The 24,649-nt window shown below is 68.9% G+C and carries 23 protein-coding genes; 7 read left to right on the top strand and 16 right to left on the bottom strand.

Going from position 1 to position 24,649, the window contains the following annotated elements:
* Positions 1 to 14: 14 nt before the first annotated feature.
* From A5698_RS04590 to A5698_RS04565, 6 genes are all read right to left on the bottom strand, one after another.
* Positions 15 to 1,427: an HNH endonuclease signature motif containing protein gene (locus A5698_RS04590; protein ID WP_068293787.1), complete on the bottom strand. Its 1,413-nt coding sequence runs from the start codon at positions 1,425 to 1,427 to the stop codon at positions 15 to 17.
* Between the two features lie 145 nt (positions 1,428 to 1,572).
* Positions 1,573 to 2,007, bottom strand: a complete 435-nt coding sequence (locus A5698_RS04585; protein ID WP_084792253.1) for a hypothetical protein — start codon at positions 2,005 to 2,007, stop codon at positions 1,573 to 1,575.
* On the bottom strand, positions 2,004 to 3,257 hold the full coding sequence (locus tag A5698_RS04580) for a DUF58 domain-containing protein (protein ID WP_068293784.1): 1,254 nt from the start codon (positions 3,255 to 3,257) through the stop codon (positions 2,004 to 2,006). Before A5698_RS04580 ends, A5698_RS04585 begins: the two co-directional genes overlap by 4 nt.
* A complete protein-coding gene (locus A5698_RS04575) occupies positions 3,254 to 4,219 on the bottom strand; it encodes an AAA family ATPase (protein ID WP_068293781.1) in 966 nt (321 codons plus the stop codon). Before A5698_RS04575 ends, A5698_RS04580 begins: the two co-directional genes overlap by 4 nt.
* Entirely contained in the window at positions 4,216 to 4,701 is a 486-nt protein-coding gene (locus tag A5698_RS04570) for a hypothetical protein (protein ID WP_068293779.1), read from the bottom strand. The genes A5698_RS04575 and A5698_RS04570 overlap by 4 nt, the downstream gene beginning before the upstream one ends.
* The gene (locus A5698_RS04565; RefSeq protein WP_068293776.1) at positions 4,698 to 5,654 is read right to left on the bottom strand and encodes a DUF4129 domain-containing protein; all 957 of its coding nucleotides are present in this window, start codon (positions 5,652 to 5,654) and stop codon (positions 4,698 to 4,700) included. The genes A5698_RS04570 and A5698_RS04565 overlap by 4 nt, the downstream gene beginning before the upstream one ends.
* A gap of 53 nt (positions 5,655 to 5,707) precedes the next feature.
* Here A5698_RS04565 and A5698_RS04560 point away from each other — a divergent pair, with 53 nt between their 5' ends.
* Entirely contained in the window at positions 5,708 to 6,367 is a 660-nt protein-coding gene (locus A5698_RS04560) for an O-methyltransferase (RefSeq protein WP_067083804.1), read from the top strand.
* Here A5698_RS04560 and A5698_RS04555 read toward each other — a convergent pair.
* Positions 6,360 to 7,184 carry a hypothetical protein gene (locus A5698_RS04555; RefSeq protein WP_068293772.1) on the bottom strand — a complete coding sequence of 275 codons (825 nt, stop codon included), beginning with the start codon at positions 7,182 to 7,184 and terminating at the stop codon, positions 6,360 to 6,362. The two genes, A5698_RS04560 and A5698_RS04555, sit on opposite strands and share 8 nt — an antisense overlap.
* A 79-nt stretch (positions 7,185 to 7,263) precedes the next feature.
* On the opposite strand from A5698_RS04555, the gene A5698_RS04550 reads away from it, so the two are divergent.
* Entirely contained in the window at positions 7,264 to 9,174 is a 1,911-nt protein-coding gene (locus A5698_RS04550; RefSeq protein ID WP_068293769.1) for a potassium transporter Kup, read from the top strand.
* Positions 9,175 to 9,179: 5 nt separating this feature from the next.
* Here the strand turns inward: A5698_RS04550 and A5698_RS04545 are convergent, their stop codons facing one another.
* Entirely contained in the window at positions 9,180 to 10,046 is an 867-nt protein-coding gene (locus A5698_RS04545) for a rhomboid family intramembrane serine protease (RefSeq protein ID WP_068293766.1), read from the bottom strand.
* Complete coding sequence (locus tag A5698_RS04540) at positions 10,043 to 10,450, bottom strand: VOC family protein (RefSeq protein ID WP_502688874.1); 408 nt, start codon at positions 10,448 to 10,450, stop codon at positions 10,043 to 10,045. Before A5698_RS04540 ends, A5698_RS04545 begins: the two co-directional genes overlap by 4 nt.
* Before the next feature lie 295 nt (positions 10,451 to 10,745).
* Between A5698_RS04540 and A5698_RS04535 the strand changes: the two genes are divergently transcribed.
* The 4 genes from A5698_RS04535 to lipE all read left to right on the top strand — a co-directional run bounded on the left by A5698_RS04535 (position 10,746) and on the right by lipE (position 13,442).
* Positions 10,746 to 11,144 (top strand): heme-binding protein, encoded by a 399-nt coding sequence (locus tag A5698_RS04535; RefSeq protein WP_068293759.1) that lies wholly within the window; start codon positions 10,746 to 10,748, stop codon positions 11,142 to 11,144.
* A 100-nt stretch (positions 11,145 to 11,244) separates the two neighbouring features.
* Positions 11,245 to 11,715 (top strand): Rv1352/Rv1906c domain-containing protein, encoded by a 471-nt coding sequence (locus A5698_RS04530; RefSeq protein ID WP_068293756.1) that lies wholly within the window; start codon positions 11,245 to 11,247, stop codon positions 11,713 to 11,715.
* A 9-nt stretch (positions 11,716 to 11,724) separates the two neighbouring features.
* Complete coding sequence (locus A5698_RS04525; RefSeq protein WP_068293753.1) at positions 11,725 to 12,207, top strand: peroxynitrite isomerase; 483 nt, start codon at positions 11,725 to 11,727, stop codon at positions 12,205 to 12,207.
* Positions 12,204 to 13,442 carry a lipase LipE gene (gene lipE / locus A5698_RS04520; protein WP_068293750.1) on the top strand — a complete coding sequence of 413 codons (1,239 nt, stop codon included), beginning with the start codon at positions 12,204 to 12,206 and terminating at the stop codon, positions 13,440 to 13,442. The genes A5698_RS04525 and lipE overlap by 4 nt, the downstream gene beginning before the upstream one ends.
* A gap of 39 nt (positions 13,443 to 13,481) precedes the next feature.
* On the opposite strand, the gene A5698_RS04515 is transcribed toward lipE, so the two are convergent.
* From A5698_RS04515 to A5698_RS04495, 5 genes are all read right to left on the bottom strand, one after another.
* Positions 13,482 to 14,618: an FAD-dependent oxidoreductase gene (locus A5698_RS04515; protein ID WP_068293746.1), complete on the bottom strand. Its 1,137-nt coding sequence runs from the start codon at positions 14,616 to 14,618 to the stop codon at positions 13,482 to 13,484.
* Positions 14,619 to 14,627: 9 nt separating this feature from the next.
* A complete protein-coding gene (locus tag A5698_RS04510; protein ID WP_084792251.1) occupies positions 14,628 to 15,629 on the bottom strand; it encodes a tocopherol cyclase family protein in 1,002 nt (333 codons plus the stop codon).
* Positions 15,630 to 15,666: 37 nt separating this feature from the next.
* Positions 15,667 to 16,473 carry a glutaminyl-peptide cyclotransferase gene (locus tag A5698_RS04505; protein ID WP_068293743.1) on the bottom strand — a complete coding sequence of 269 codons (807 nt, stop codon included), beginning with the start codon at positions 16,471 to 16,473 and terminating at the stop codon, positions 15,667 to 15,669.
* Positions 16,474 to 16,581: 108 nt separating this feature from the next.
* Positions 16,582 to 20,484, bottom strand: a complete 3,903-nt coding sequence (hrpA, locus tag A5698_RS04500; RefSeq protein ID WP_068293740.1) for an ATP-dependent RNA helicase HrpA — start codon at positions 20,482 to 20,484, stop codon at positions 16,582 to 16,584.
* A 22-nt stretch (positions 20,485 to 20,506) separates the two neighbouring features.
* The gene (locus A5698_RS04495) at positions 20,507 to 21,343 is read right to left on the bottom strand and encodes a helix-turn-helix transcriptional regulator (protein WP_068293738.1); all 837 of its coding nucleotides are present in this window, start codon (positions 21,341 to 21,343) and stop codon (positions 20,507 to 20,509) included.
* A 178-nt stretch (positions 21,344 to 21,521) separates the two neighbouring features.
* On the opposite strand from A5698_RS04495, the gene A5698_RS04490 reads away from it, so the two are divergent.
* On the top strand, positions 21,522 to 22,295 hold the full coding sequence (locus A5698_RS04490) for an SDR family oxidoreductase (RefSeq protein WP_068293735.1): 774 nt from the start codon (positions 21,522 to 21,524) through the stop codon (positions 22,293 to 22,295).
* A gap of 23 nt (positions 22,296 to 22,318) precedes the next feature.
* On the opposite strand, the gene A5698_RS04485 is transcribed toward A5698_RS04490, so the two are convergent.
* Positions 22,319 to 23,434, bottom strand: a complete 1,116-nt coding sequence (locus A5698_RS04485; RefSeq protein ID WP_068293734.1) for an aromatic acid exporter family protein — start codon at positions 23,432 to 23,434, stop codon at positions 22,319 to 22,321.
* Between the two features lie 82 nt (positions 23,435 to 23,516).
* Positions 23,517 to 24,410: a mycobacterial-type methylenetetrahydrofolate reductase gene (locus A5698_RS04480; RefSeq protein ID WP_068293731.1), complete on the bottom strand. Its 894-nt coding sequence runs from the start codon at positions 24,408 to 24,410 to the stop codon at positions 23,517 to 23,519.
* Positions 24,411 to 24,649 lie beyond the last annotated feature (239 nt).

The following is a 24,649-nucleotide window of genomic DNA, read 5'->3' as shown; positions in this document are numbered from 1 at the left end:
CTCTTCGGCCGGCGTCAGGCGTCATCGTCGTCGCCACGCGGTGGACCGTCCTCACCGCGCGGCGGATCGACGTTGCCGCGCAGCAGTTCTTCGGGGTGGTGCAGGCGGTTGACCTCGGGCGGATGGTTGTCGTTGCTCCAGGCGAGGCGGCCTGCATCGGTGACGGTGGTGCGCCAGCGGCCCTCGCTCACCGCTTTGTGGTCGGGCCCGCAGCAGAAGAACAGCTTGTCGGCGTCGGTGGCTCCACCATCGGCCCACTCCGGACTGTGATGCACCTCGGAGTGGTATCCGGGTTCGGTGCAGCCGGGCCGGGTGCATCCACCGTCGCGGGCGTAGCAGATGATGCGCTGATCGGCGGTGGCGATCCGTTTCTGTCGGCCCAAGTAGATCGGGCGCTCGGTGTGGTCGTCGAACACCGCCAAGTAGTGGATCGCATCGGAGGCCATTCGAATCACGTCGCGCATCGGCAGCACGCTGTTTCCGCCGGTGCGCGCCGGGGCCGGCATCGAGACGTACGGGTCGACAACCGCATGCGCCGCCTGGTTCAACTCTCCCAGCGAAGTGCGGACGACGACGGTGACGGGCACCCCGCGGTGGGTCCCCAGTCCGCCCGATGCGATTCCGGCTTTGAGTCCCAGCTTGATGCCGTCGTGGCACCGTTGCGCCATTGACCGGTCGTCGCGGGTGCCTTCGATGCTGCCGTCGGGCATGTGCCGTCCCGGTCGAACTGCGGCGCTTGCTGTTTCGACGTAGCACCGTGTTTCGGGATCGACCCAACCCGTGAGCCGCGACATGCCGTCGCGGCCCTGCGGGCCGAGCACCAAACCACGCCGGCGGGCCCGGTCGGATTCATCGTAGTGGCCGTCGGGATTGAAGATCTCATCGATACGACGCCCGATCACACGCACGGCATCGGCGTCGCTCTTGGCCGCCTCACGCACAAGGCTCGCTTCGACTTCTGTTCGGTCGGCCGCCGAGGTGTCGGACGGCAGCCGATCCATGCAGTCGGTGATCACTTTCAGGTGGTCCTCGCCGATGGCGCCCGCCTCGACGGCCTCGGCGACCGCGGGCAGTTCCGGCGGTATCGGTGCACCGGTCAACGCCGCGCCCGGACGGATCCGCGCCGCGACCTTGAATCGGCGCCGGATCTCCTTCGGCGCGATCCGCAGGCGCGCCCAGAGTTTGTCGATCACATCCGGATCCGCGCGGGATTCGTCAGGCGGGTGCACAAGCTCGGCGAAGACCCGGTACATCAGGCCTCGGTTCGCCCGTTGTTGATTCTCCAACCGTTCCGCCATCGTCAGCCGGAACGCACTGCCCACATCGACGGTGGGCAACTCTCGCAACTCGTCTTGGGCGGCATCGATCCGGTCCAGCAGCACGTGAGCTCGCTCCCGTGCCGCCGCGCCGTTGATGAAATCCGCCATACCTCAACGCTATCCACGGGCCTGACAGGACAGACCTCAACGCACAACCACGGCCGTATCTGTGGATGAATTCGATGTTGGGGATAACTCACCCGACGCCGCCGAAAATGTCGGTGCCTCCTGGTAGGCGGCTGCCCCCACCCCGTCAGCGAGACCGGCCCGAATGCGACCCGCCCGCCCAGTACGGTCGCGTCGCCAACACCACCGCCGCCAGCACCGCGAGCGGCGCTGCCAACGGCACCCACGGCAACTCTGGCGCAAGAACCACCGCCGCCAACGCGACGGCCGTGAACAGCAGCGCCCCAACGACGGTCGGCACCGTGACGTCGCTCGTGTACCGCAGCACCAGGTACGCCGCGCCTGCCAGACCACACAACGCCGCGTACACGGGGCTCGCCGATGCCATCACGATCACGGCCGCCGTCGCCAACACAGCCACCGTGGCGGCGACCCGAAACACATTGCCCAACAACACCATGACCACAGCCAAGCCGCACACACCCAGTGCCGCATCGTCGGCCGGCAACGCCGCGGCCGCCACCATGACGAAACCGAACGCCGTTGACACCGCCCGGTTCACCGTCGCCTCCGCACGGGCCTGCGATGATCGGGCACCAACTGCATCGCCTGGTCGAGCGTGTCCTCTTCGCGCCACGCCACGATATCGACGCCGACCGTGCCCATGTCGCGATACATGAACGACCGTTGCAGCGACCACATCCGCGCCACCAACGCGTCGCACCCCTCCTCGAACGGCGCCCCGTGCAGGACGTCGACCGCGACCACGGTGTGGCCCCGCTTGCACAGGTCGATCAACGCCAGCGCGAACTCGGTGTCGAGCATCGTCGAGAACGCGACGACGATGGCACCCGGCGGGACCGCGGCCCGCGGCGCCAGAGTCCCCGACGTCGTGTCATAACCCCCGCTGACGCCGAGCATCGCATCGAGCACCCGATAGAACTGCCTGCGCCCGATGTCGGCGCTCAACCATCGCGGATTGCGGTCCCCCAACGCGACGATGCCCGCCCGGTCGCCGCTGCGCAGCGCGCTCTGCACCACCTGCACCGCGCCGCGCGCCGTGCGCTCGGTGGCCTCGGTCGCCGGCCCCGCCGGCTGGGCGTAGTTGTCGATCAGCACGACCACGTCGACGGCCCGATCGGTCAACCGCTCAGTGACGTGCAGGCTGCCCCGACGCGCGCTTACCGCCCAATTCACCGCTCGCAGATGATCTCCCGGCACATACCTGCGCACGTCCGCGTACTCCACCCCCGGGCCCGTGTGCCGGGTCAGGTGAGTTCCCAGACGGTCGAGCAACTCGGTGCGCGGGATCGCCGTCGACTGCGGCGGGGCCATCGGGAACACGTACACGTCGGCGGCGTCGACCACCACGACGCCCTCGACCAGACCGCCCCGCGCTGTCACCGTCAAGTGTGCCTGCAGCGGATAGCGGCCCCAGCGTTGCGCGCTAACCACCACGGTCTGCCCGACCTCACTCTCGCGCTCCGCAACCTCCAGCGTCATCCCTGCGACAGAACCGCTGAGCAGGCGAATAGTCTCGCCCTCGGCTTCCGCCCACATCCTGATCCGCGCGGGCTCGTCTTCGAAGCAGCGGTGGATGCCGGGGTCGGCGTACACCCGCACCGCCGGAACTGCCCGCTGCCATCCGACCGAACACAGCACCCCGATCAACGGAGCGGCGAAGGCGATCAGCTGCCAGCGCGCCCCGAGCACCGCGACGGCCAAGGCCACGACGGCACAGGTCAACAATGAACGGGACAGAGGCGAAGCGCGCCACCGTAACTCGGCGTCGGTGCAGCGGGTTTCGATCACGGGTTGGTCCGTGGCACCGGCAGCCGGCGCAGCAGCTCGTCGACGACGTCACTGCCGCGTACCCGTCGCACCCACATCTCCGGCCGCAATGTGATCCGATGTGCGATGGCCGGAACCGCAAGTGTTTTCACATCTTCGGGCACGACGTAATCGCGGCCCTGCAACAGCGCGCGGGCGCGGGCCAGCTGCACCAAGTCGAGTTCGGCGCGCGGGCTGGCGCCCACCGCGATCTGCGGGTGCTGGCGCGTCGCGGCGGCCAGCGACACGACATACCGCAACACGTCGTCGTGCACGGTCACCTGTTCCACCGATTCGCGCATCGCGACCAGATCGTGGGCATCGACCACCTGCGTGACCGTCGGCTCGGCCGAACCGCGCTCGATGCGTCGGCGCAACATCGACGCCTCCTCCTGTTCGGAGAGATACCGCAGCTCGAGCCGGATCGTGAACCGGTCCAGCTGAGCCTCCGGCAGCGGATAGGTGCCCTCGTACTCGATCGGGTTGTCGGTCGCCAGCACGATGAACGGCGCGGGCAGCGCGTGCGTGGCGCCGTCGATGCTCACCTGGCTCTCCGCCATCGCCTCGAGCAGAGCAGCTTGCGTTTTCGGCGGTGTGCGGTTGATCTCGTCGGCGAGAAGCAGATTCGTGAAGATCGGGCCACGGCGGAATTCGAAGTGCCCCGACTGCATGTCGTAAACCGTCGACCCGAGCAGGTCGGCAGGCAGCAGGTCCGGCGTGAACTGCACTCGGGTGAACTGCAGCCCGAGCGCTGCGGCGAAAGACCTGGCGATCAACGTCTTTCCGAGGCCCGGCAGATCCTCGATCAGCACATGCCCGCCGGCCAGCACCGTCGTCAGGATCAACGCGAGCGCCCCACGCTTTCCGACCACCACCCGCCCGATCTCGTCGAGCACCGCCTCGCAGTTCGCGGTGGTCGCCGCCGCAGGCAGTCCTGTCGTCATACCCGCTCCAACCGTTGCAGGATCTCGTCGAGCGTCGCCCGGCCGGGCCCCGGTGACTCCGACCCGCGCGCGGCGACGTTCTCGGGGTTGACCCACCCCCACAGTTCCGGGCCGAACAGCACCTCGCCGGTCGCGTGATACGCGGCGCGATTACGGGTCCGTCGTTGTCCGGTCGCCAGTTCGAACTGCCGGGCGAGCATCGGCCGCAGGTGGCGATCCCAGTCGGTGCGGGTCGCCTCGGCGCGGCTGATCAGGGTCTCGGTGCGCGAGCGCCAGCGGCGTAGGGACTCGGCGGCGTCATCGGAAAGTGTTTGCGAATCGTCGGTTTCGGCCTCGTGAGCAAGCTGCCATCGCAGGCCGAGCAACGCCAGTGCGAGCGCGACGCCGGAGACGACGAGGATCAGATCCCGGTCTCGGCTCGCGACGGCGAGCAGTTCTGCCCCCGCCACGAACAGGAACGCCGCCGTCACAAGCCTTTTCACGTAGCCGCCTCGGCTGTGCGCTGCGGTAGCTCGGTCAACACGCGGTTGAGCACCTGCACCGCGGCGTCGCGATGTTTCTCGCTCATCACATGCGGCGAAAACCGCGCCTCCTCGAACAACTCGACCAGTCCGGTGGCGCTGTCGGCCCGCAACGCCCCGCTGGCGACCGCACGCGCGAGCACCTCGGTCGGGGTGTCGCAGGCCTGTGGCACCGCCCCGGGCACCCGCGTTAGTTCGCGTTCCATCGCGGCGTAGCAGGCGATGATCGCCTCTCGCGGTTCGCGGCTCAAATCGCCGATCTCGGCGAGCCCCACCTCCGCCGCGCGTGCGAGCGACGTCGTGGTCGTCGGCACCACCGGCGGCGAGTCCGCCGCCTCGAAAGCAACAGCGGGACCCGGACGGGGTCCCTGCCGCCGTGACGCGACCGCCGTCCCGACGACGATCAGCGCCATCAGCAGAAGCATCGGCGGAATCAGGTAATTCACCACGTTGCTGTCGGCGGGGTCGTCCTCGACGGGCGGACGGGGCTCTACCGGGCCACCGGCAACCTCGTCGGGGACCGCCGGCGGCGCCTGTTCGGTCGGCACCGGCAGGGAAACCCGGGACAACAGCGCGACCAGAAACACCAACGCGATGAGCGCCGCCAGCGCGACGAGCGCGAACCGCCATGACGGCCGCTCCCCCGATCGATCGCTTCGCGGCAGGCTGCCCATAGGCGCGGGACGCGGCCGTTTGTCCCGCATCCGCACAATGATCGCGAAGCCGATGATCCCCACCGCGGTGCACAACAGCGCGATGACCGCGACCAGCGCCAGGGGATTGCTCGAACGTGGCTCCACCTCTTCGGCGGCGCGCTCCACGCCGGGCACGTAGCCGCGCAGTGCCCAGGCGGCAAGCACCATGAGCGTGATCACCCCGATCACGCGTCGCGTCGACGTGCCGGTAGCGCCCATGGCCCTGTGGCCATCCTGACACGGATGGCCGCGGCCCGATACGTTCAACGGCTATGAGCATCACACTGCATGAGTCCCGCGTCGCCGATGCGCTCGACCGGATGTACGCCGAGGCCCGCTATCAGATGGAGGCGCTCCGGCGCGCCGACTTCGCCCGCCTGAACGAGGCGACCCCGCAGGAGCGCGCCGACGCCCTCAGCGACTTCTATCTCCCGGTCACACCGGAGGCGGGCCGCCTGCTCTACGCACTGGTGCGGGCGAGCAAGCCCACCACCGTCGTCGAGTTCGGCATGTCGCTCGGCATCTCCGCCATCCACCTCGCCTCCGCGGTGCGCGACAACGGCAGGGGCGCCGTCGTCACCACCGAGCTGAGCGCGGCCAAAGTCGCCGCCGCCACGAAGACCTTCGTCGACATCGGCCTCGACGATGTGATCACCGTACTCGCCGGCGATGCGCTGCACACCCTGCAGACGCTCTCCGGCGCAGTCGATTTCGTTCTTCTCGACGGCTGGAAAGAGCTGTACCTGCCGGTGCTCGAGCTCCTGGAACCCCGCCTGAGCCCCGGTGCGTTGGTCGTCGCCGACAACACGTCGATGGACGAACTCGCGCCCTATCTCGACTACGTCCGCGATCCGGCGAACGGCTACGTCAGCGTTCCGTTCCCGGCGCGGGAGAGCGACAGCATGGAGATCAGCTGTCGCGCGGTCACTTAACGCGACGCAACCGAGCCTTGGCCTCTTTCACCGCGGCCGCGGCATCGCGGCCCGCCTGCTTGCCCTTGTCGTAAGCATCCTCGGCGGCGGCCAGGCCGCGCTCGGCTTCCTGCAACCGGCGCTGGGCGTCTTGATATCGCAACCGCGCGGCGGCCAGATCGGATTGCAGTTCGGACAGCGCGTCGTCGGCCTCGGCCCTGGTGCGCTCTGCGGCGGCCAGTTCGGCGCGGGCCTTCTGCAGTTCGCGGCGCGCCGCCGCGTCCTTCGTGTCACGCCCTTCGGCGGCCGGCTCGTCGGCAGCGGGCTTCGGCTCCGGTTTGCGCTTGGTGGTAGGACTGAAAACTATTGCGGTGTCGCCGAACTCACCGAAGCCAGACCACTCCTCGGCCTTGGTCAGCCGCCCGAGCCGGTCGGCGACGTCGGGATCGGCGACCGCGGCCTGCAGGGTCCCGGTGACGTCGTCGCGCAGCGCCCCGGTGGGGTTCTTGAGCTCCGCCTCCTCGAACGCGGTGCGCGTCAGATCGTTGACCAGCCTGCGCTGTTCGGTGGAGAGCTCGCGAATCCGGTCGCCGTCCATCGCCGCGTGCGCGTCGCGCAACCGTTCGCCGAGGCTCTTCAGCCGTTTCTTCATGTTTTCGTCGCCGAGTGCGAGTCGGTTCACCACCCACGCCGCGGTGGTCGGTTTGCGCGCGGCCGAGATCCTCTTGGCGGCCTCGGCATCGCCGCGCTTCTTCGCGGCTCCGGCCAGCTTGGTGCGCAGCGGGGTGAAGTCCTCGAGCTTGGCGGCATACAGTTCGTCGAGCGCATCGTCGGCCATCGCCTCATTCTCCCAAAAGGCAACGGATCATCCGCCGCGATGAGCCGCGAACACGCCCCCGCTCGGCGATGATCATCGGGTGCACACAGCGCCCGGTACCACCTCGCTGCGTCCGGCCGTGGTGATCGCCGCGCTGGGCATCGTGTTCGGCGATATCGGCACCAGCCCGATCTACACCATTCAGACGGTGTTCAACCCGCACGATCCGCATCCCGTCCCCGTCGCGCACAGTCACGTCTACGGCGTCGTCTCGCTCATCTTCTGGTCGGTGATGATCATCGTCACGCTCACCTACGTCACGTTGGTGATGCGCGCCGACAACCGCGGCGAGGGCGGGATCATGGCGCTGATAACCCTGCTGCGCCGATGGACCGGCCGACACGGTCGACGCGTGACGGCGACGCTTGCGGCGTTGGGACTGTTCGGCGCCGCCCTGTTCTTCGGCGACAGCATGATCACACCCGCGATATCGGTGCTGTCGGCCGTCGAGGGCCTCAAGGTGATCGACCCGGGCCTCGGCGATTTCGTCGTCCCGGTCACCGCGGTCATCATCGCCGCACTGTTCTCGGTGCAGCGCCGCGGCACCGCGACGATCGGGCGCTTCTTCGGTCCCGTCATGATTCTGTGGTTCACCACCATCGGTGTGTGCGGCGTGCGGGGCATCGCCGGGCATCCGCAGATCCTCAAGGCTTTGTCGCCCACCTACGCCTTGGCGTTCATCACCGAACACTTCCACATCGGGTTCTTCGCGCTGGCCGCGATCGTCCTCGCGGTGACGGGCGCCGAGGCGCTCTACGCGGACATGGGGCATTTCGGCAGGCGCGCAATCACTTTCGGCTGGCTCGGCCTGGTTCTGCCAGCATGCACGCTGAGCTACTTCGGGCAGGGCGCGCTGGTGCTCGGCGACGAGTCCACGGTCGCCGCGCCGTTCTTCCTGCTGGCGCCCGAGTGGGGCCGAATCCCGTTGGTGCTGTTGGCCACCGCGGCGACCGTGATCGCCTCGCAGGCGGTGATCACCGGCGCGTTCTCGGTGACCGCGCAAGCCGCCCGGCTCGGATATCTGCCGCGGCTGCGCATCGACCACACGTCAGCGTCGACCATCGGCCAGATCTACGTGCCGTGGATCAACGGCGCCCTGCTGTTGGGAGTGCTGATTCTCGTCTTCGCCTTTCGGAGTTCGGCCTCGCTGGCCTACGCGTTCGGAATGGCGGTGACGGGCACCATCACGATCACCACGACGCTGTTCTTCTACTACGCGCGCACCCGGTGGCGGTGGCCGTTGTGGGCGGTGCTGCCCGGCGCGGGTGCGCTGCTGGTGGTCGACCTGATGTTCTTCGGCGCCAACCTCACCAAGCTGGTGCACGGGGCATGGTTGCCGTTGACCATCGCGGTCGCGGCGTTCACGGTGATGACCACGTGGCAACGCGGGCGCAGGCTGGTCACCGCCGCACGCGAACGCGCCGAGGGTTCGTTGCGCGGCTTCGTCGACGGCCTGACGCGGCGTGATCCGCCGCTGATCCGCATACCGGGCACGGCCGTGTTCCTGAACCGCAGCCGGCACACCGCGCCGCTGGCGATGCGGGCCAACGTCGACCACAACCACGTACTCGCCGAGCACGTGCTGATCGTCTCCGTCGAGACCGAGACGGTGCCGCGCGTCCCCGATGACGAGCGGATGACGCACGACGACCTCGGCTACACCCAGGACGGGATCGTCCACGTGGTCGCCCGGTTCGGTTACATGGAACGACCGAACGTGCCGCGCGCCCTGGCCCTGCTGGATCCGGCGGACACCGAGGGCCCGATCGATCTCGACAGCGCGTCCTACTTCCTGTCCAAGCTCGAACTGTGTCCCGGCGACGCCCCGACCATGGCGCCGTGGCGCAAACGGCTGTTCATCGCGACGTCGCACATCACCGCCGACGCGGCGGCGCACTTCGGGCTACCCCTGGACCGTACCGTGATCGTCGGCTCCCGCATCCAGCTCTGACGGGGTCAGGCCAGGCCGAGCGACGCCAGCAGGTCGGCCGTGCGCCACCAGATCAGGACCGCGAAGAGCACGAGCGCCGCCGCGCTGGCCCCCGCCTGCACCAGGTCGCGCGAGCCGCGCGGGGCGTAGACGTAGGCCGTCGCGATCGCCGCACCGGTGACGAGTCCCCCGATGTGGCCCTGCCAGCTGATGTTCTGCGAGCTCACCAGCGGAATGATGAACGTGAACGCCAGGTTGATCGCGATGATCGCGACCACCCACCGCACGTCCATGCGCAACCGCTTGCCGACGACGAAGATCGCGCCGAACAAGCCGAACACCGCGCCGGAGGCTCCCGCGGTCTGCGCGACCGGCGACGACAGCAGATAGACCAGTACGGATCCGCCCAGTGCGCTCAGCAGGTACAGGCCCGAGAACCGAAGCCGGCCCAGCGCCGCCTCCAGCGGTGGCCCGACCACATAGAGGGCCCACATGTTGAACAGGATGTGCGCGGGTCCGTAGTGCAGGAACGCCGACGTCAGCAGGCGGTAGAACTCGCCGTCGGCGACGGCGTAGGACTGCAGCACGAGCTCGCGCTGCAGCCCGGGCACCGCCATCTGCAGCGCGAACATCACCACGTTCGCGGCGATCAGCACGTAGGTGACCATCGGCTTGTCCGACGGCATCCCACCGAACTGGGTCCGCACCGGGCGGACCTGTTGGGCGCCGGCGTTCACGCATTCCACGCACTGGTGTCCGACCGCAGCGTCGCGCATGCACTCCGCGCAGATGTAGCGGTTGCAGCGTGCGCAGCGGACGTAGGTGACGCGGTCGGGGTGCCGGTAGCACGTCGGCGTCACCGGAGGGGTCGAGCCGGGAAGGGGTCCGGTCACAGCGTTCCGAACAATTCGATCCAGTTGCCGTCCGGATCGGCGACGAACATCCAGCCCATCCCCGGCACCGGCGCGAACTCGGTCAGCGGTTCGACGACGTCGTATCTCGAAGACGCGAACGCTTCGGCGACGCCGCGCAGGTTCTTCACGCCGACGGTGAAGTAGCGGATGCCCGCCTGCGCCCTGCCGCCTCCGGCCGCCGCGGGTGCCGGCGGCGGCGTCTCGTAGGTGACGAGTTTGACCACGCTGCCGCCCAGCGAGTACCGCCGCTGCGAACCGCCGGGGAACTCGATCTCGCCCTGGGGTTCGAGTTCGAGGAATCCTTCGTAGAAGGCGACCATCTCGTCGCGGTTCGTGGTGACGAGCCCGACTTCGAGGCCGGGGCTCAGCAGGTCCAACTTCACAGGGACCACCTTAGATTCAAGGTCAGAGCCCGTTGCGCCGGATAACAATTCGGTCACCGTGCACATCACGATCAATTAAAGATCGACAGCTAATTCTGAGAGTTCTCGAAGTTTCTGGTTGCGCGCTTATCGAATTCGACCGAAATTGCGGTACAGATCACGCCGTCGCGGTGTAACGCCTGCGTGTGCTCCGATTCCGGGTTCCGCGGCAGCGTTTGCACGTGTTTGCCATGGGTACCTTGGTTTTCGGGGACGGGGGAAATCAGCGACAAACGCAATGAAGGAAAGAATCAATATGAAATTCCGTGGTATCGCCGCGCGCCGGCAGATCGCCGGCGCCTGTGCCGCCAGCCTGCTCGGCGGCTTGGCCGCAGCAACCATCGCCGCGCCGTCGGCGATGGCCGCACCGGACTGCAGCGCAAGCGCCGTGTCCGGCACCGTCAGCTCCGTGACGGGTGCGGCCCGTACGTACCTGGACAGCCATCCGGGTGCCAACCAGGCCGTGACCACCGCGTTCGGTCAGGACCGCAATCAGGCCTCGGCCACTCTGCGCGGATACTTCAACGCCAACCCGCAGGAGTACTACGACCTGCGCGGCATCCTGTCGCCGATCGGCGACGTGCAGCGCACCTGCAACGTCAAGGCGCTGCCGCCGGAGTTGGCGTCGGCCTATGACGAGTTCATGGCCGGCTAATCCGGTTGATGATCAACGAACAAGGCCCGTCGCCGCAGCTCCCCGCTGCGGCGACGGGTTTTTTCCTTGCCACGCCCGTCATCCGTTTAGACTGGCTCGCATGACTTTGCCGCGACTTGCCGCCGCCGCTGCGACGGCGCTGCTCGCCCTCGGCGGGCTGGGTGTCGCGCACGCCCAACCGGACGAACCGCACCACACCGATACGACGGCGCCTGGCCCGCCGGCCGCGCCGGGGCCGCCTCCGGCCGCGCCCCTGACCGCGATCGACAAGGACGGCACCTACCAGGTCGGCACCGAGATCCTGCCGGGTACCTACGCGTCGGCGGGTCCCATCGACGGCGGCGCCTGCTACTGGAAGCGGGTCAACAACGACCAGGTTCCCGACAACGCGCTTACCAAGAAGCCGCAGGTGGTTCGCATCGAGGCCACCGACACCGCGTTCACCACCAGAGATTGCCAGCCGTGGCAGCAGACCAACGCCGCGCCGCCGCCTGAGGCCTCGCCCACCGATCTGCTCGGCCAACTCGGCTCGTTCATCGGCAAGGGAATACTGAGCGGCGGCCCCCGCTAGCCTGGCGGAGTGGTCGACCTCCACCCCGACATCGCCGCACTGCGCCCCCTGCTGGGCGTCTGGTCCGGCCGTGGCTCCGGCGAGTATCCGACGATCGAACCGTTCGGCTACACCGAGCAGATCGCGTTCGACCACGTGGGCAAGCCGTTCCTGACGTACCGGCAGAAGACCACCGCCGACGACGGCCGCCCGCTGCACGGCGAGACGGGTTACCTGCGGGTGCCGTCGCCCGGGCGCGCCGAATGGGTGCTGGCCCATCCGAACGGGATCACCGAGATCGAGGAGGGCACCCTCGTGCTCGACGGCGCGGTCATCGAGCTGGAACTGACCGCGACCTCGATCGGCCTCACTTCCACCGCAAAAAATGTTGCGGCGTTGGGTCGTTCGGTTCGGATCGACGGCGACGAGTTGGTCTACTCGTTGCGGATGGCGGCGATGGGCCAGCCGTTGCAACACCATTTGGGTGCGACCCTGCACAGGACGACCGAATGACGGCGCCGGACGGCAGGATCGAGGTACCCGCCGACCTCGACGCCGTGACCGCGATCGGCGATGAGGACCACTCCGAGGTCGACCCCGCGGCGATCGAGCGCATCTGGCAGGCCGCGCGCCACTGGTACCGCGCCGGTATGCACCCGGCGATCCAGGTCTGCCTGCGCCGCAACGGCAGGGTCGTGCTCAACCGCGCGATCGGGCACGGTTGGGGTAACGGTCCGTCCGATCCGCCGGACGCGGAGAAGGTTCCGGTCACCACCGAGACCCCGTTCTGCGCGTACTCAGCGGCCAAGGCGATCACGTCGACGGTGGTCCACATGCTCGTCGAGCGGGGCTGCTTCTCGCTGGACGACCGCGTGTGCGAGTACCTGCCGAGCTACACCAGCCACGGTAAGCACCGCACCACGATCCGGCACGTGATGACCCATAGTGCGGGCATTCCGATCCACACCGGCCCGCGGCCGGACCTGCGCCGCATGGACGACAGCGAGTACACCCGCGAAAAGCTCGGCGAGCTCAAACCGCTCTACCGGCCCGGGCTCGTGCACATCTACCACGGTCTGACGTGGGGTCCGCTGATCCGCGAGATCGTCGGCGCCGCGGCCGGACGCAACATCCGCGACATCCTGGCCTCCGAGATCCTCGGACCGCTGGGCTTCCGGTGGACGAATTACGGTGTTGCCCCGCAGGATGTTCCGTTGGTTGCGCCCAGCCATGCGACCGGCAAGGAGCTGCCGCAGCCGGCCGCGACGGTGTTCCGGCTGGCAGTCGGCGGGTCGCTGTACAAGATCATCCCGTTCTCCAACAGCCCGCAGTACCTGACCAGCGTGCTGCCGTCGTCGAACACCGTCTCGACCGCGTTTGAGCTGTCGCGGTTCGCCGAATTACTCAGGCGCGGTGGCGAACTCGACGGCGTGCGGATCATGGCGCCGGAGACGCTGAGGGCGGCGACGGCGGAGTGCCGGCGGCTGCGACCCGACGTCGCGGTCGGTCTGGCACCGCTGCGGTGGGGCACCGGTTTCATGCTCGGCTCGAAACGGTTTGGTCCGTTCGGCCGCAACGCCCCTGCCGCGTTCGGGCACACGGGTCTGACCAACATCGCGGTGTGGGCCGATCCACAGCGCCGGCTCGCCGCGGGCGTGATCAGCAGCGGCAAGCCAGGCCCGCACCGCGAGGCCAACCGCTACCCGGCGTTGTTGGACACGATCGCCGCGGAGCTGCCGCGAGACTGAGCTTGTGGGCGACAACACTGCGAAAAGTCACGCATATCTTCAGTTTCGCGGAGCCGACTCCGGGCGCACGCCGCGGTAGAAGCCGCGCCAGACGATCCACGGCATCAGCACGCGATCGATCGACCATCCGGGGAACCGGAATGCCTGGCCCTTCGGGGTGAACACCTCGAGCCCGTCGGCCTGCGGCCCGAGCACCGAACCCCAGCGCCGGGTCGCCGGCCGGAAGGACCGCAGTGGCTTTCCGGCGAAGTGGGCGCGGATGTTGTGGGCGAGCAGGCCGTCGGCGCGGTTGCGGGCCGAGGTCCGCAGCGGGTCGGTCGCCGCGACGTCCCCGATCGCGAACACACCTGGCGCACCTGGCACGCGAAGTTCGGGGGTGACCCGCACGAAACCGTTCTCGTCGAGCAACTCGCCGGGAAGCCATCCCGTATTGGGTGTGACGCGGCCGATGGCCCACAGCACGGCGTCGGCGGTCGCTGCCGGTTGTCCGCTGCTCCACTGCACCGGCGCGTCGGTGATCGCATCACAGGCGAAGCCGTCCGGCAGCACCGCGCGGTGGCCGGCGTGCAGTCCGACGCCCAGGTCGCTCAGTTGTGTGCCGATCCGCTGCCACACCCGCGGGTGATGGCCTGCGAGGGCGCGCTCCCCGGGAAAGTACAGATCGACGCGTTTGTCGGGCCATGTCTTCGCCAGGTTGGCGGCGCTGCTGACGGCCGCCGCGCCCCCGCCGACGACGATCACCGAACGCGCGGACGCCAGCCGCTGATGTGCGGCATCGAGGTCGTGCGTGATCTCCTCGGCCGTCTGCAGATGCGGTCGGCGCCAGAAGCCGTTCGTGACGCCGGTCGAGATCACCAGCGCGTCATAGGGCTCGACGACCTCGCCGTCGGCGGTGCGGATCAACACCTTGCGGGCCGTCGGGTCCAGGCCGGTCAGGATGCCGTGCACGGTGCGGACGCGGTCGAGTCCGTTGAAGCGGTGGAACGGAATCCAGTTGTAGCGGGCCCAATCCTGCGGCCTGCTGATGCGCATGCCGAGTTCCTGGCCGCTGAGCAGTCCCGGCTTGGCGGAGATCCCGACGACGTCGGCGTGCCGCGCGAGCTTGACGGCTGTCAGCACACCGCTGTCACCGAGGCCCGCGACGACCACCCGCGGGCGACTCCTGCCGTGTCGCATGCGGTCACCCTAGCCACCGGGCAGGCTGCCGACCTCCAGACCCGCCAGCTCGGACTCCCCGTCGAACACCACCCGGCCGAAGTCCTTGACCACACACCGCAACCGGCCGCCGAGGTGCTCGAAGTCGGTGTCGACGTTGCGCCGCTCGGCGGGCAGCGGAACCGGAAGCACGTGGGGATCGAGATGTGTTCCGTCACCCTGCAATTCGACCTCGTACCGAAGTGAGGTGGCGCGCATGCCCCATGTTCCTTCGCCGACGTCCGAGCGCACCCAGGCGGTCGGCGGGGTCAGGCGGAGCACCTTGTTCTGAAGCCGGACCACGATGCCGCCGACGTCCTGTTTGAGCGGCCCGAGCGCCAGCAGTCCACCGGAGAACGCGACCGAGACGTCGGCGTCGCCGAAGTCGTGCGCCTGACCCCACCACCACCGCTGCGGGAACCCCGCGCCCCAGTTGCGCTCGGTGTAGAGCTTGGCGCCGTCGAACTCCCAGTGGTCATCGTCGAATTCGACGGTGCCGGTGGCGGATCCGCCGAGCCGGTAGGGGTGCCAGTACTGGTTGAGAAACGGTACGACCGATGCGAGCCCGCCACCGGCCAGTGCCTTGGGCCACCGGACCGGATCGTCGAACTTCATGTCGACGCGCACGCCGGGAAGGTCCATCAGCAGCCGGTCGTATGTCGCGTGAAACCGGCCGTCGTCGGCGTCGAGCCGGAACGGGTCCGCGCCCGCGCTCGCGCCGTCCAGCGCCGCGCTGTACACCCGGTCGCCCGGATGCAGGGCCACCGCGGTCGTCGCCCAGTCGCCGTCGGGATGCTTGTTGACGCTGAACAACGCCACCACGACGCGACCGGTCGCCGCATCGGTCAGCCGCCAGAACCAACCCTCCATCTCGGTGCCATGCGAGGTCAGGGGATCGCTGAAGGGCAGATCGGCGCCGGTTCGGCGATAGAGGCCGGCGAACGGGCCCGCGATGAGCCTGGTCGCGTCCCGTGTGGTGTCGAGGGCGGTCATGTCCGCTGCTTTGACGGTTCGGCCCGTCGGCAAACCCTCACTGGGGCGGATCGAGCCGCACCCGGTACATGGACGGCCAGAACTTGCCGGTCAGCAGGTATTCGTCGCCGCCGAGGTGGGCGATGCCGTTGAGCACCTTCTCCGGGTCCTCCTCCTGCCCGGGCCACAGGCCCGCGGCGTCGACCACGGTGTTGACGCGGCCCGTCGCCGGATCGATGCGCACGATCTCGTCGGAGTGCCAGACGTTGGCCCACACCTGACCGTCGACGCATTCGAGCTCATTCAGATCGCGCAACGGTTGGTCGTCGCGGGTGACGTTGACCGAACCGGTCTCGGCGAATGTCGCCGGGTCGTGGAACCGCAACCGATCGGTGCCGTCGCTTCGGACCAACCGGTCACCGTCGCGGCACAGACCCCAGCCCTCCCCGTCGACCGGTGCCTCCCGCACGGGCGTCAAGCTGGCCCTGTCCCACTGCACCGCCACCCCGTCGCGCCATGTCAGCTCCCAGATCCGGTCGTCGACGACCGTGATGCCCTCGCCGTAGTAGTCGTTCGGGGCGGGCGTCGCCCGGCGCACCGCACCGGTGGCCGGGTCGAGTTCGCGCATCTGCGACCTGCCCTTGATGCCCGTGCCCTCGTACAGGCTGGGACCGCTGAGTTCCAGCCCCTGCGTCCACGCGTTGGCGTCGTGCGGAATCTCTGCCAGCACAACGGGTTTGATCACGGGCGCCGAGCCCGACGGCGCGGGTGTGTCGCTCTGGGCGGTCGGCGACGGGCCACCGCAGGACACGGTCGCCACCGCCAGCGCGATGACGGCCACGCGGCGGACAACACAGGCATACATAGGGCATATGCCTACCCGATGGCCGGGCGTCGCGTGCGGATGGGGCGAAACTGCGTTACTCGGCCAGGCGGGCCGACTGTCGCCGCCCCGGTTTCGCTCAGTGGCGTGTCAGCCGGACAGTGCGGCGTCGATCGCGCGGTAGATGCGCTGTTCGCTGACCGGTCGCGGGGTGCCCAACTGCTGTGCCCACAGGCTGACCCGCAGTTCCTCGATCTGGCGGCCGATGTCGCGGATGTCGGTGCCTCGGGCGCGCGCGGGACTCAACGCCCGCAGCAGTTCGTCGTAGGCGTCTTCGACGGCGTGCACCCGGCCCATCCGCTCGCGGTCGGCGGCGGGCGCGTGCGGCAGCCGGTCCAGCCGCCGGCCGATCGCCAGCAGATAGCGGCTCAGATCGCTCAGATGCGCCGCGCCCGTGGCGGCGACGAAGCCGCGCGGCAGCAACCGGTCGAGCTGTGCGCGGACGTCGGCGACGGCGTCGGCCTGCGCAGCCGAGGGCGCCGACGGCAGCGCCACCTCGACGTCGTTGGCCGCCGAAAGCACCTTCTCGACACGAGCGACGATCCCCGCGGTGGTGGGCACGAGGTCGGCGGCGACGCGCTCACGCAGCGCGGTGAACTCGTCGCGGGTCCACGCCGGCGCGGGTGCGAGCATGTCGGTTGCGGCGTCGGCGCAGTCCTCGAGCAGCGCCTGCAGGGAGCCGTCCGGGTTGGCGCCCAGCATCAGCTTGGTGCGCGGCGACAGTTGCCGCTCAACGGCTTTCACCGGTGACGCCACGGCGAGGCGCAACAACCTGCGGGTGCCGGCCCCCATCGACGCCAGTTGTTCGGCCGCCGTGGGGAACACGTGCAGGTCGACCGTGTCGCCCGCGTCGACCAGCGCCGGGTAGCCGCGCACGGTGTGGCCGCCGACGGTGTTCTCCACGGTCCGCGGCAGCGCGTCGAGGTCGTCGGGCCACGCGCGCAACCCGGTGCGATCGAGGCCACCGGCCACCGCGTCGGCGACCGCGCGCCGGACCGGGGCCGCCAGTTCGTGCTGTAGCGCCTCGAGGTCCTTACCGCGTGCGAGTTCCGTGCCGTCGGCGCCTTCGACGGCGAACGTAACGCGTAGGTGCGAGGGCAGCTTGCCGAGGTCGAACGCGTCGATCGGCACCAACACGCCCGTGCGGCGGTGCAGTTCGCGCTGCACGGCCTCGAGCAGCGGTTCCGCGCCGGGCGTGATCGCCGCCAGCACGGCACGCGCGGTGTCCGGTGCGGGAACGAAGTTGCGCCGCAACGCCTTCGGCAGTGATCGGATCAGTGCGGTGATCAGTTCTTCGCGCAGAGCTGGGACCTGCCAGGCGAATTCGTCGCCGCCGAGCCGGGCCAGCACCTCGACCGGCACGTGCACCGTCACACCGTCGTCCTCGGCGCCCGGTTCGAAGCGGTAGCTCAACGGCAGCGCCAGGTCGCCGGCGCGCCACGCGTCCGGCTGGCCCGCGGCCGCGTCCTCGGTTCGCAGTAGATCGTCGCGGGTGAACGTCAGCAGGTCGGGTGTGATGTGACGCTGTTTCTTCCACCACGCGTCGAAGTGCCGCGCGGACACCACATCCGCGGGAACTCGGGCGTCGTAGAACGCGAAGACCTCGTCGTCACCGACGAGCAGGTCGCGGCGACGCGCCTTCTCCTCCAGTTCCTCGAGTTCCTCACGCAACCGGGCGTTGTCGCGGAAGAAGTGGTGGCGGGTCTGCCAGTCACCCTCGACCAGCGCATGCCGGATGAAGAGCTCACGCGCCAGGTCGGGTTCGATCTGCGAGTAACCGACGCGGCGGCGAGGCACCAGCGGCAAGCCGTAGAGCGTCACCCGCTCGTACGCCATCACCGCGCCGCGTCGGGCATCCCAGTGCGGTTCACTGTAGGTCCGCTGCACGAGGTCGCCCGCGATGCGCTCGACCGTTTCGGGCTGGATGCGGGCCCCGATCCGGCCGAACAGCCTGCTGGTCTCGACGAGGTCAGCGACCACGATCCAGCGCGGCGGCCGCTTGGTCAGCACCGAACCCGGCGCCAGCACGAACTTGGCGTTGCGCGCACCCTGGTAGTCGCGGCCGTCGCCGTCGCGCACTCCGATGTGCGACAGCAGGCCCGCCAGAAGCGCGGCGTGCACCCCGCCGGGATCGGCGGGCTCGGGATCGTGGGACTCGGTGATCCCCAGATCCCGTGCGATGCTACGCAGTTGCCCGACCAGGTCCTGCCATTCGCGGATCCGCAGGTAGTGCAGAAACTCGTCGCGACACATCCGCCGAAACGCGTTGCCGGACAGCTCCTTACGCTGCTCGCTCAGATAGCGCCAGAGGTTGAGGTAGGACACGAAATCCGAATGCTCGTCGGCGAACCGGGCGTGCTTTTGTCGTGCTGCATCCTCGCGGTCGGCGGGCCGTTCCCGCGGATCGGGAATCGACAGCGCGGCGGCCAGCACCAGGATCTCCCGCACACAACCCTCGGCATCGGCCTGCAGGATCATGCGACCCAGCCGGGGATCGACGGGCAACTGCGCGAGCCTGCGGCCGGTGTCGGTGATGCGCCCGTCGGCGTCGAATGCGCCGAGTTCCTGCAACAGCTGCACACCGTCGCGGATGGCGCGCCGGTCCGGCGGGTCGAGAAACGGAAAGCCCTCGATGTCACCGAGATTCAGCGCAGCCATCTGCAGGATGACCGCCGCCAGGTTGGTCCGCAGGATCTCCGGGTCGGTGTAGCGAGGCCGCGCCGCGAAGTCCGCCTCGGAATACAGGCGGATGCAGACCCCCGGCGCCGTGCGTCCCGAGCGGCCCGCCCGTTGCGCCGCCGACGCCTGGGAGATCGGCTCGATCGGCAACCGCTGCACCTTGGTCCGGCGGCTGTAGCGGGAGATGCGCGCGGTGCCCGGGTCGACGACGTACCGGATACCGGGCACCGTCAGCGACGTTTCGGCGACGTTGGTGGCCAAGACGACGCGGCGCCCGGTGTGGCCGGGTTGGAACACCCGCTGCTGCTCGGCCGTCGGCAGCCGCGCGTACAGGGGAAGCACTTCGGTGTTCTTCAAGCCGCGCAGAGCTTCTGCGGTGTCACGGATCTCCCGCTCGCCCGAGAGGAACACCAGCACGTCGCCCGGCGGCTCGCTCTCCAACTCGTGAATGGCGTCGACGATCGCCTCGGTCTGGTCACGCATCTGCGTGCGCACCACCTCGTGGTCGGGATCGTCGGGATCGTCGTCCTCGTCGACCGGGACCGCGACCTCCAGAGGGCGATAACGGATTTCGACCGGATACGTGCGGCCGGACACCTCGACAATCGGTGCGTTGTCGAAGTGCGCCGCGAAGCGCTCGGGTTCGATCGTGGCGGAGGTGACGATCACCTTGAGGTCGGGGCGTCTCGGCAGCAGTTCACGGAGGTAGCCGAGAAGGAAATCGATGTTGAGGCTGCGTTCGTGGGCCTCGTCGAGGATCAGGGTGTCGTAGCGCAACAGCCGGCGGTCGCGCTGAATCTCCGCGAGCAGGATGCCGTCGGTCATCAACTTCACCAGCGTGCGGTCACCGGCCTGGTCGGTGAAGCGCACCGTGTACCCGATCGCGTCGCCGAGCGGACTGCCCACCTCGTCGGCGATGCGCTGGGCGACGGTGCGGGCGGCGAGGCGGCGGGGCTGGGTGTGTCCGATGGTGCCCCGCACGCCGCGACCGAGCTCGAGGCAGATCTTCGGCAGCTGCGTCGTCTTCCCGGAACCGGTCGCGCCCGCGACGATCACCACCTGGTGCTCGTTGATCGCCGTGGCGATCTCGTCACGGCGCTCACTGACCGGCAGGTCGGGATAGGTGATGGTGGGCACCGCGGCCGCTCGGGTCGCGACCAGCCCTTCGGCCGCGGCGATCTGTTCGGCGATTCTGGAGATCTTGTCCGGATCGGCGCCACGCAGCTGGCGCAGGCGCCTGCCGAACCGGGCGGCGTCGTGGATCGTCAGCCCGTCGAGGCGCTTGCGGAGCTGCGCGACAGAGGGCCCGGACACTGTGGCCAGGATAGGCGGCCGGTCAGGGAGTCGGCAGCTCGGCGGTCAGCGCGGTCTCCGACGGCGAGCCGGGCTCCGCGGTGTAGATGCACAACGTCTGGTCCGGATCGCCCAGCACCGCGACGCTCTCGTAGTTCACCGTGAGGTCACCGACCAGCGGATGGTGGTAGCGCTTGATCCCGTGCGTGCGTTCGCGCACGTTGTGGTCGGCCCACCACCGGCGGAACTCCTCGCTCTTGACGGCGAGCTCGCCGACCAGCTCGGTCAGCAGCGGATCGTCGGAATGCCTGCCGGCGTCCAGGCGCAGGATCGCGACGTTGTCGCGGGCCACCTCTTCCCAGTCGGTGTAGAGCTCGCGTGCGGACTCGTCGAGAAAGGTGAACCGCAACAGGTTTCGTTCCCTCGGCGGCAGGGCCTCGAAGTCGCCGATCAGCGCGCGGGCCAGCCGGTTGGCCGCCAGCACGTCCATCCGGCGGCCGAACACGAATGCCGGCGTCACGTCGTCGAGCGTCTCGAGCACCCGGCGGACACCCGGTCGCACCCGCTGCACGGGGGCCGGACGCCGCCTCGCGCGACGGGTGTTCGTCCGCGCGATCTGGAACAGATACGACCGCTCGACCTCATCGAGCCGCAGCGCGCGGGCGACGGCGTCGAGCACCTCGTCGGAGACGTTGAGGTGGCGGCCCTGCTCGAGGCGGCTGTAGTAGTCGACGCTCACGCCGGCCAACTGCGCGACCTCCTCGCGGCGCAGACCGGGGACCCGTCGCACCCGGCTGGTGCCACCGATCTCCACGTCGTCGACGCGCAGCCGCGCGCGCCTCGTCCGCAGGAACTCCTTGAGCTCGGCGTTGTGGTCCATGCATCCAGTGTGGGCGCACCGGCCGCCTCGCACCGCGTCAAAGGTGGACCTGCCAGTCCTAGGTACGCCGAACCGAGGCCGACGGGGGCTCGTTTTGGCCGCTCAGAAGGCCGCGCGCGGTTGTTGTCTCGGATGTGCGGCACTCCCGCCGCCATCGAACGGAAGAAAGGTTCCCGACATGACAACCCACACCACCGCCCCGCTGGCCGGACGCGTCGCCGTGATCACCGGAGCTTCCAGCGGCATCGGCGAGGCGACCGCCAAGAAGCTCGCCGCGTCCGGGGCCAAGGTCGCCCTGATCGCGCGCCGCGCGGACCGGCTCGACAAGCTCGTCGCGGAGATCGTCGAGGCGGGGGGCACCGCGCTCGCCCTCGCGGTCGACGTCACCGACGCCGACGCCGTGCACGCGGCGGCCGAGCGGGTGGCCGCCGAACTGGGCACCGTCGACGTGTTGTTCAACAACGCCGGGGTCATGCTGCCGTCGGCGATCGACGAGCAGCGCTTCGACCAGTGGCAGCAGCAGATCGACCTCAACATCGCCGGCTTGATGACCGTCATCGGCGCCTTCGTTCCGCAGCTGCTGAAGTCCGCGGCCGACAAGGGCGTCGCCGACCTGATCAACACCTCGTCGATCGCGGCGCAGAACATCTTCCCCAATTTCGCGGTCTATTCGGGCACCAAGGCGTTCGTCACACACATGTCCCGCACCCTGCGCGCCGAGCTCGGCGCCAAGGATGTGCGCGTCGCGACCGTCGAACCGGGCATCGTCGAAACCGAGCTGCAGGGCCACGTCACCGACGCAGGCGCCCTGGAATGGTTGGACGGCACCCGCGAGCAGATCGACTGGCTCGCACCGGACGACGTCGCCGAGGCGATCGACTTCCTGGTGTCACAACCGGCCCGGGTGAACATGCAGCAGCTGACGATCATGCCGACACGTCAAGCGTCGTGAGTGTCCGCGGTCGCGGTGCGGTCCTACCGGGGCCGCACCGCGCTACCGGAGGTCGCGTAAGCCTCACGGGCGGAGTCGATCTCGTCACAGAGGCGCTCGGCGTCGGTGTACAAGCCGCCGAAGATGGCCCACTGGGTCGGCCGGTCGAGCTCCCGGTTCTGAACGTGCTCGGTCAACTCGTCGAACGCCGCCCGGCAGCGACGGGCCTGCTCGGTCAGCGGCCGGCCGCTGAAGTCCTCGACCGTGTGCATCTCCCCCGCGGCGGCCACGGCATCGCGCACGGCCGCCAGCAACGTGCCGTAGCGGTGGAGGAATTCGTCGTGTTGCGCACCCGACTCGTCGCGCGCGACGGCGCGGGCGACCCCCGTGGCCACCCAGCGCAGCTCTTCACCGATCCGCTCGAGCGCGTTGACCGTCACCCTGTGTCCCGCCACCCCGGTGTCGGTGTGGACCACTAGGCGGCGCAGGTTGAGCTTCGTCGTGTGCACGGCGTGGTCGAGGGTGTGACGCGCCTGCGCGGCCTTGTTCGGCAGGGTGTCGGCGCGCCACCGCCAGTCGCGGGCCTCGTCGTCGCTCACCTCGCCGCCCGAGAGCCCGTCGGCCATATCCGAGAGCAGGTCGATCATCGACCCGCTGACCGATTCGACGGCGTAGCGCACGCTGCGGTACCGCAACGGCGGCGCGACGACCAAGGCCACCACGAGCGCCACCGAGGCGCCCAACAGCACCATCCCCGCGATCGAGGGCAGCGGGCTACCGGCCGAGGCGCCACCGGACGGCAACGCGAACGCGCCGTACGCGAAGATCGCCGCGACCGCGACGTTGATTCCCTGGCTGCCCAGCCGGTGCCACCGCCCGATCACGAGCGCGACGACGAGGATCGCCGGGAACAGCCATACCGCCACACCCCACATCCACACGACCGCGCCCGCCAGGGCGATGCCGGCGAGCATGGCCGCCGTGTAGCGGACGGCCTTCGCGACCGAGTCGGCGATGGTGATCTCGACCAACATCAGCGCGGAGAACGCCGCGAAGGTGGCGTGGGAGGACCCGAACACCTTCGTGGCCAGGAGCCACGCACCCGTGCAGGCGATGACACCCTTCAGCAACGCGAGCGCGGTTTCTCGATCGAGCCTCACCTGGGCCAAGGCGCGACGCAGACGCGGTATGAGACTGCCCACCACGTCGTGAGGCCTTCCCGCGCACCGCGGGGGTAAACCGTCAGGCCTTGTCGGGGGCCCAATAGTCGAGCATCTCGGCGAACGTCTCGAACGCCGGAACCGAGACGCCGTACGTCGCCTCCAGGTGGATGCTGAGCGGGAACCCGAGGTCGCCGACGCCGTCGATGACGCGCTTGTACAGGTCGACCATCAGCTTGCGCTTCTCCGCCGGCTCGGCGGCGGCGAGCTTCCTGACGAACTCCTGCTCCGCCGCGACGGCCGCGTTGCCCGGATCCTGGATCAGCCAGTTGATCAGGCCGACCTTGCTCTCCATCTTCGGCACGAACCCGAACGACAGCAGGATCTCCGGGCGGTGGTCGGTCTCGGCGGCGAAGTCGCGCAGGAAGCCGACGATCGCGTCCGAGTACAGCAGCTGGGTCATGCCGTAGGTGGCGCCCTGATCGCACTTGAACCGGAACCGGCCCTGTTCGCCGTCGCGGGTCGGGATGAGAATCGCCCCGCGGTTGGGCACCAGATCGGAGTAGATCGACAGCGCATCGGTGGGTGCGACGCCGGCGCCTTCGCCGTCGTTCATCGTGCGCGGCACCCCGACGAACGCGATGCCGTCGAATCCTGCGCTGGACAGGTCGGTGAGCCGACGGCGCAGCGTCGGTTCGTCCATGAACGCAGTGACCTGCGTGCACAGGCCGTTCATCCCGGACAGTTCGGGGGTGATGATCGCCCAGAAGTCGAGCACGTCCATCTTGGGCTTCATCTCGATGGGACGGTCGTCGTCCTCTTCGATCATGCCGGGGATCATCACGTGCCGGATGCGGCCGTCGAGACCCGTCTCGGCGGAGCATCGCAGCACTTTCTGCGCATCCTCCAACGCCTGCTCGTGCCCGCGTTCGACGTTCGGCGGCACGAGTTCGAGCGCGATGGTGTTCAGCGTCACCGGGCTGCTCCTCATCCGACGGTTGGTTCCCGCGCGCGGCAGGTAGGTGATCGAGAGCTGGGAATCGGCTGCGAGCCCTCGAGAGGCGGCGCCGGAACGCACTGTCTGTATGGTGAGGCTTCCCGAGGGAGCGCGGGATTGGAAAAAGTCGGGTCAGCGAGGACCTGCCGCGCGCGGGAACCAACCGTCGGATGAGGAGCAGCCCGGTGACGCTGAACACCATCGCGCTCGAACTCGTG

Source organism: Mycobacterium sp. E136 (assembly GCF_001666865.1).
In the GTDB taxonomy this organism is placed as follows: Bacteria; Actinomycetota; Actinomycetes; order Mycobacteriales; family Mycobacteriaceae; genus Mycobacterium.
Note: the sequence above shows the minus strand (reverse complement) of the source record. Positions and strands in the feature narration are given on the sequence as shown.

Coding starts and splice junctions, on each gene's coding strand:
- A5698_RS04495 (WP_068293738.1), bottom strand. CDS start 21,343: ATGGACCACAACGCCGAGCTCAAGGAGTTCCTGCGGACGAGGCGCGCG.
- A5698_RS04530 (WP_068293756.1), top strand. CDS start 11,245: ATGACTTTGCCGCGACTTGCCGCCGCCGCTGCGACGGCGCTGCTCGCC.
- A5698_RS04490 (WP_068293735.1), top strand. CDS start 21,522: ATGACAACCCACACCACCGCCCCGCTGGCCGGACGCGTCGCCGTGATC.
- A5698_RS04505 (WP_068293743.1), bottom strand. CDS start 16,473: ATGTATGCCTGTGTTGTCCGCCGCGTGGCCGTCATCGCGCTGGCGGTG.
- A5698_RS04560 (WP_067083804.1), top strand. CDS start 5,708: ATGAGCATCACACTGCATGAGTCCCGCGTCGCCGATGCGCTCGACCGG.
- A5698_RS04575 (WP_068293781.1), bottom strand. CDS start 4,219: ATGACGACAGGACTGCCTGCGGCGGCGACCACCGCGAACTGCGAGGCG.
- A5698_RS04535 (WP_068293759.1), top strand. CDS start 10,746: ATGAAATTCCGTGGTATCGCCGCGCGCCGGCAGATCGCCGGCGCCTGT.
- A5698_RS04555 (WP_068293772.1), bottom strand. CDS start 7,184: ATGGCCGACGATGCGCTCGACGAACTGTATGCCGCCAAGCTCGAGGAC.
- A5698_RS04565 (WP_068293776.1), bottom strand. CDS start 5,654: ATGGGCGCTACCGGCACGTCGACGCGACGCGTGATCGGGGTGATCACG.
- A5698_RS04590 (WP_068293787.1), bottom strand. CDS start 1,427: ATGGCGGATTTCATCAACGGCGCGGCGGCACGGGAGCGAGCTCACGTG.
- A5698_RS04510 (WP_084792251.1), bottom strand. CDS start 15,629: ATGACCGCCCTCGACACCACACGGGACGCGACCAGGCTCATCGCGGGC.
- lipE (WP_068293750.1), top strand. CDS start 12,204: ATGACGGCGCCGGACGGCAGGATCGAGGTACCCGCCGACCTCGACGCC.
- A5698_RS04515 (WP_068293746.1), bottom strand. CDS start 14,618: ATGCGACACGGCAGGAGTCGCCCGCGGGTGGTCGTCGCGGGCCTCGGT.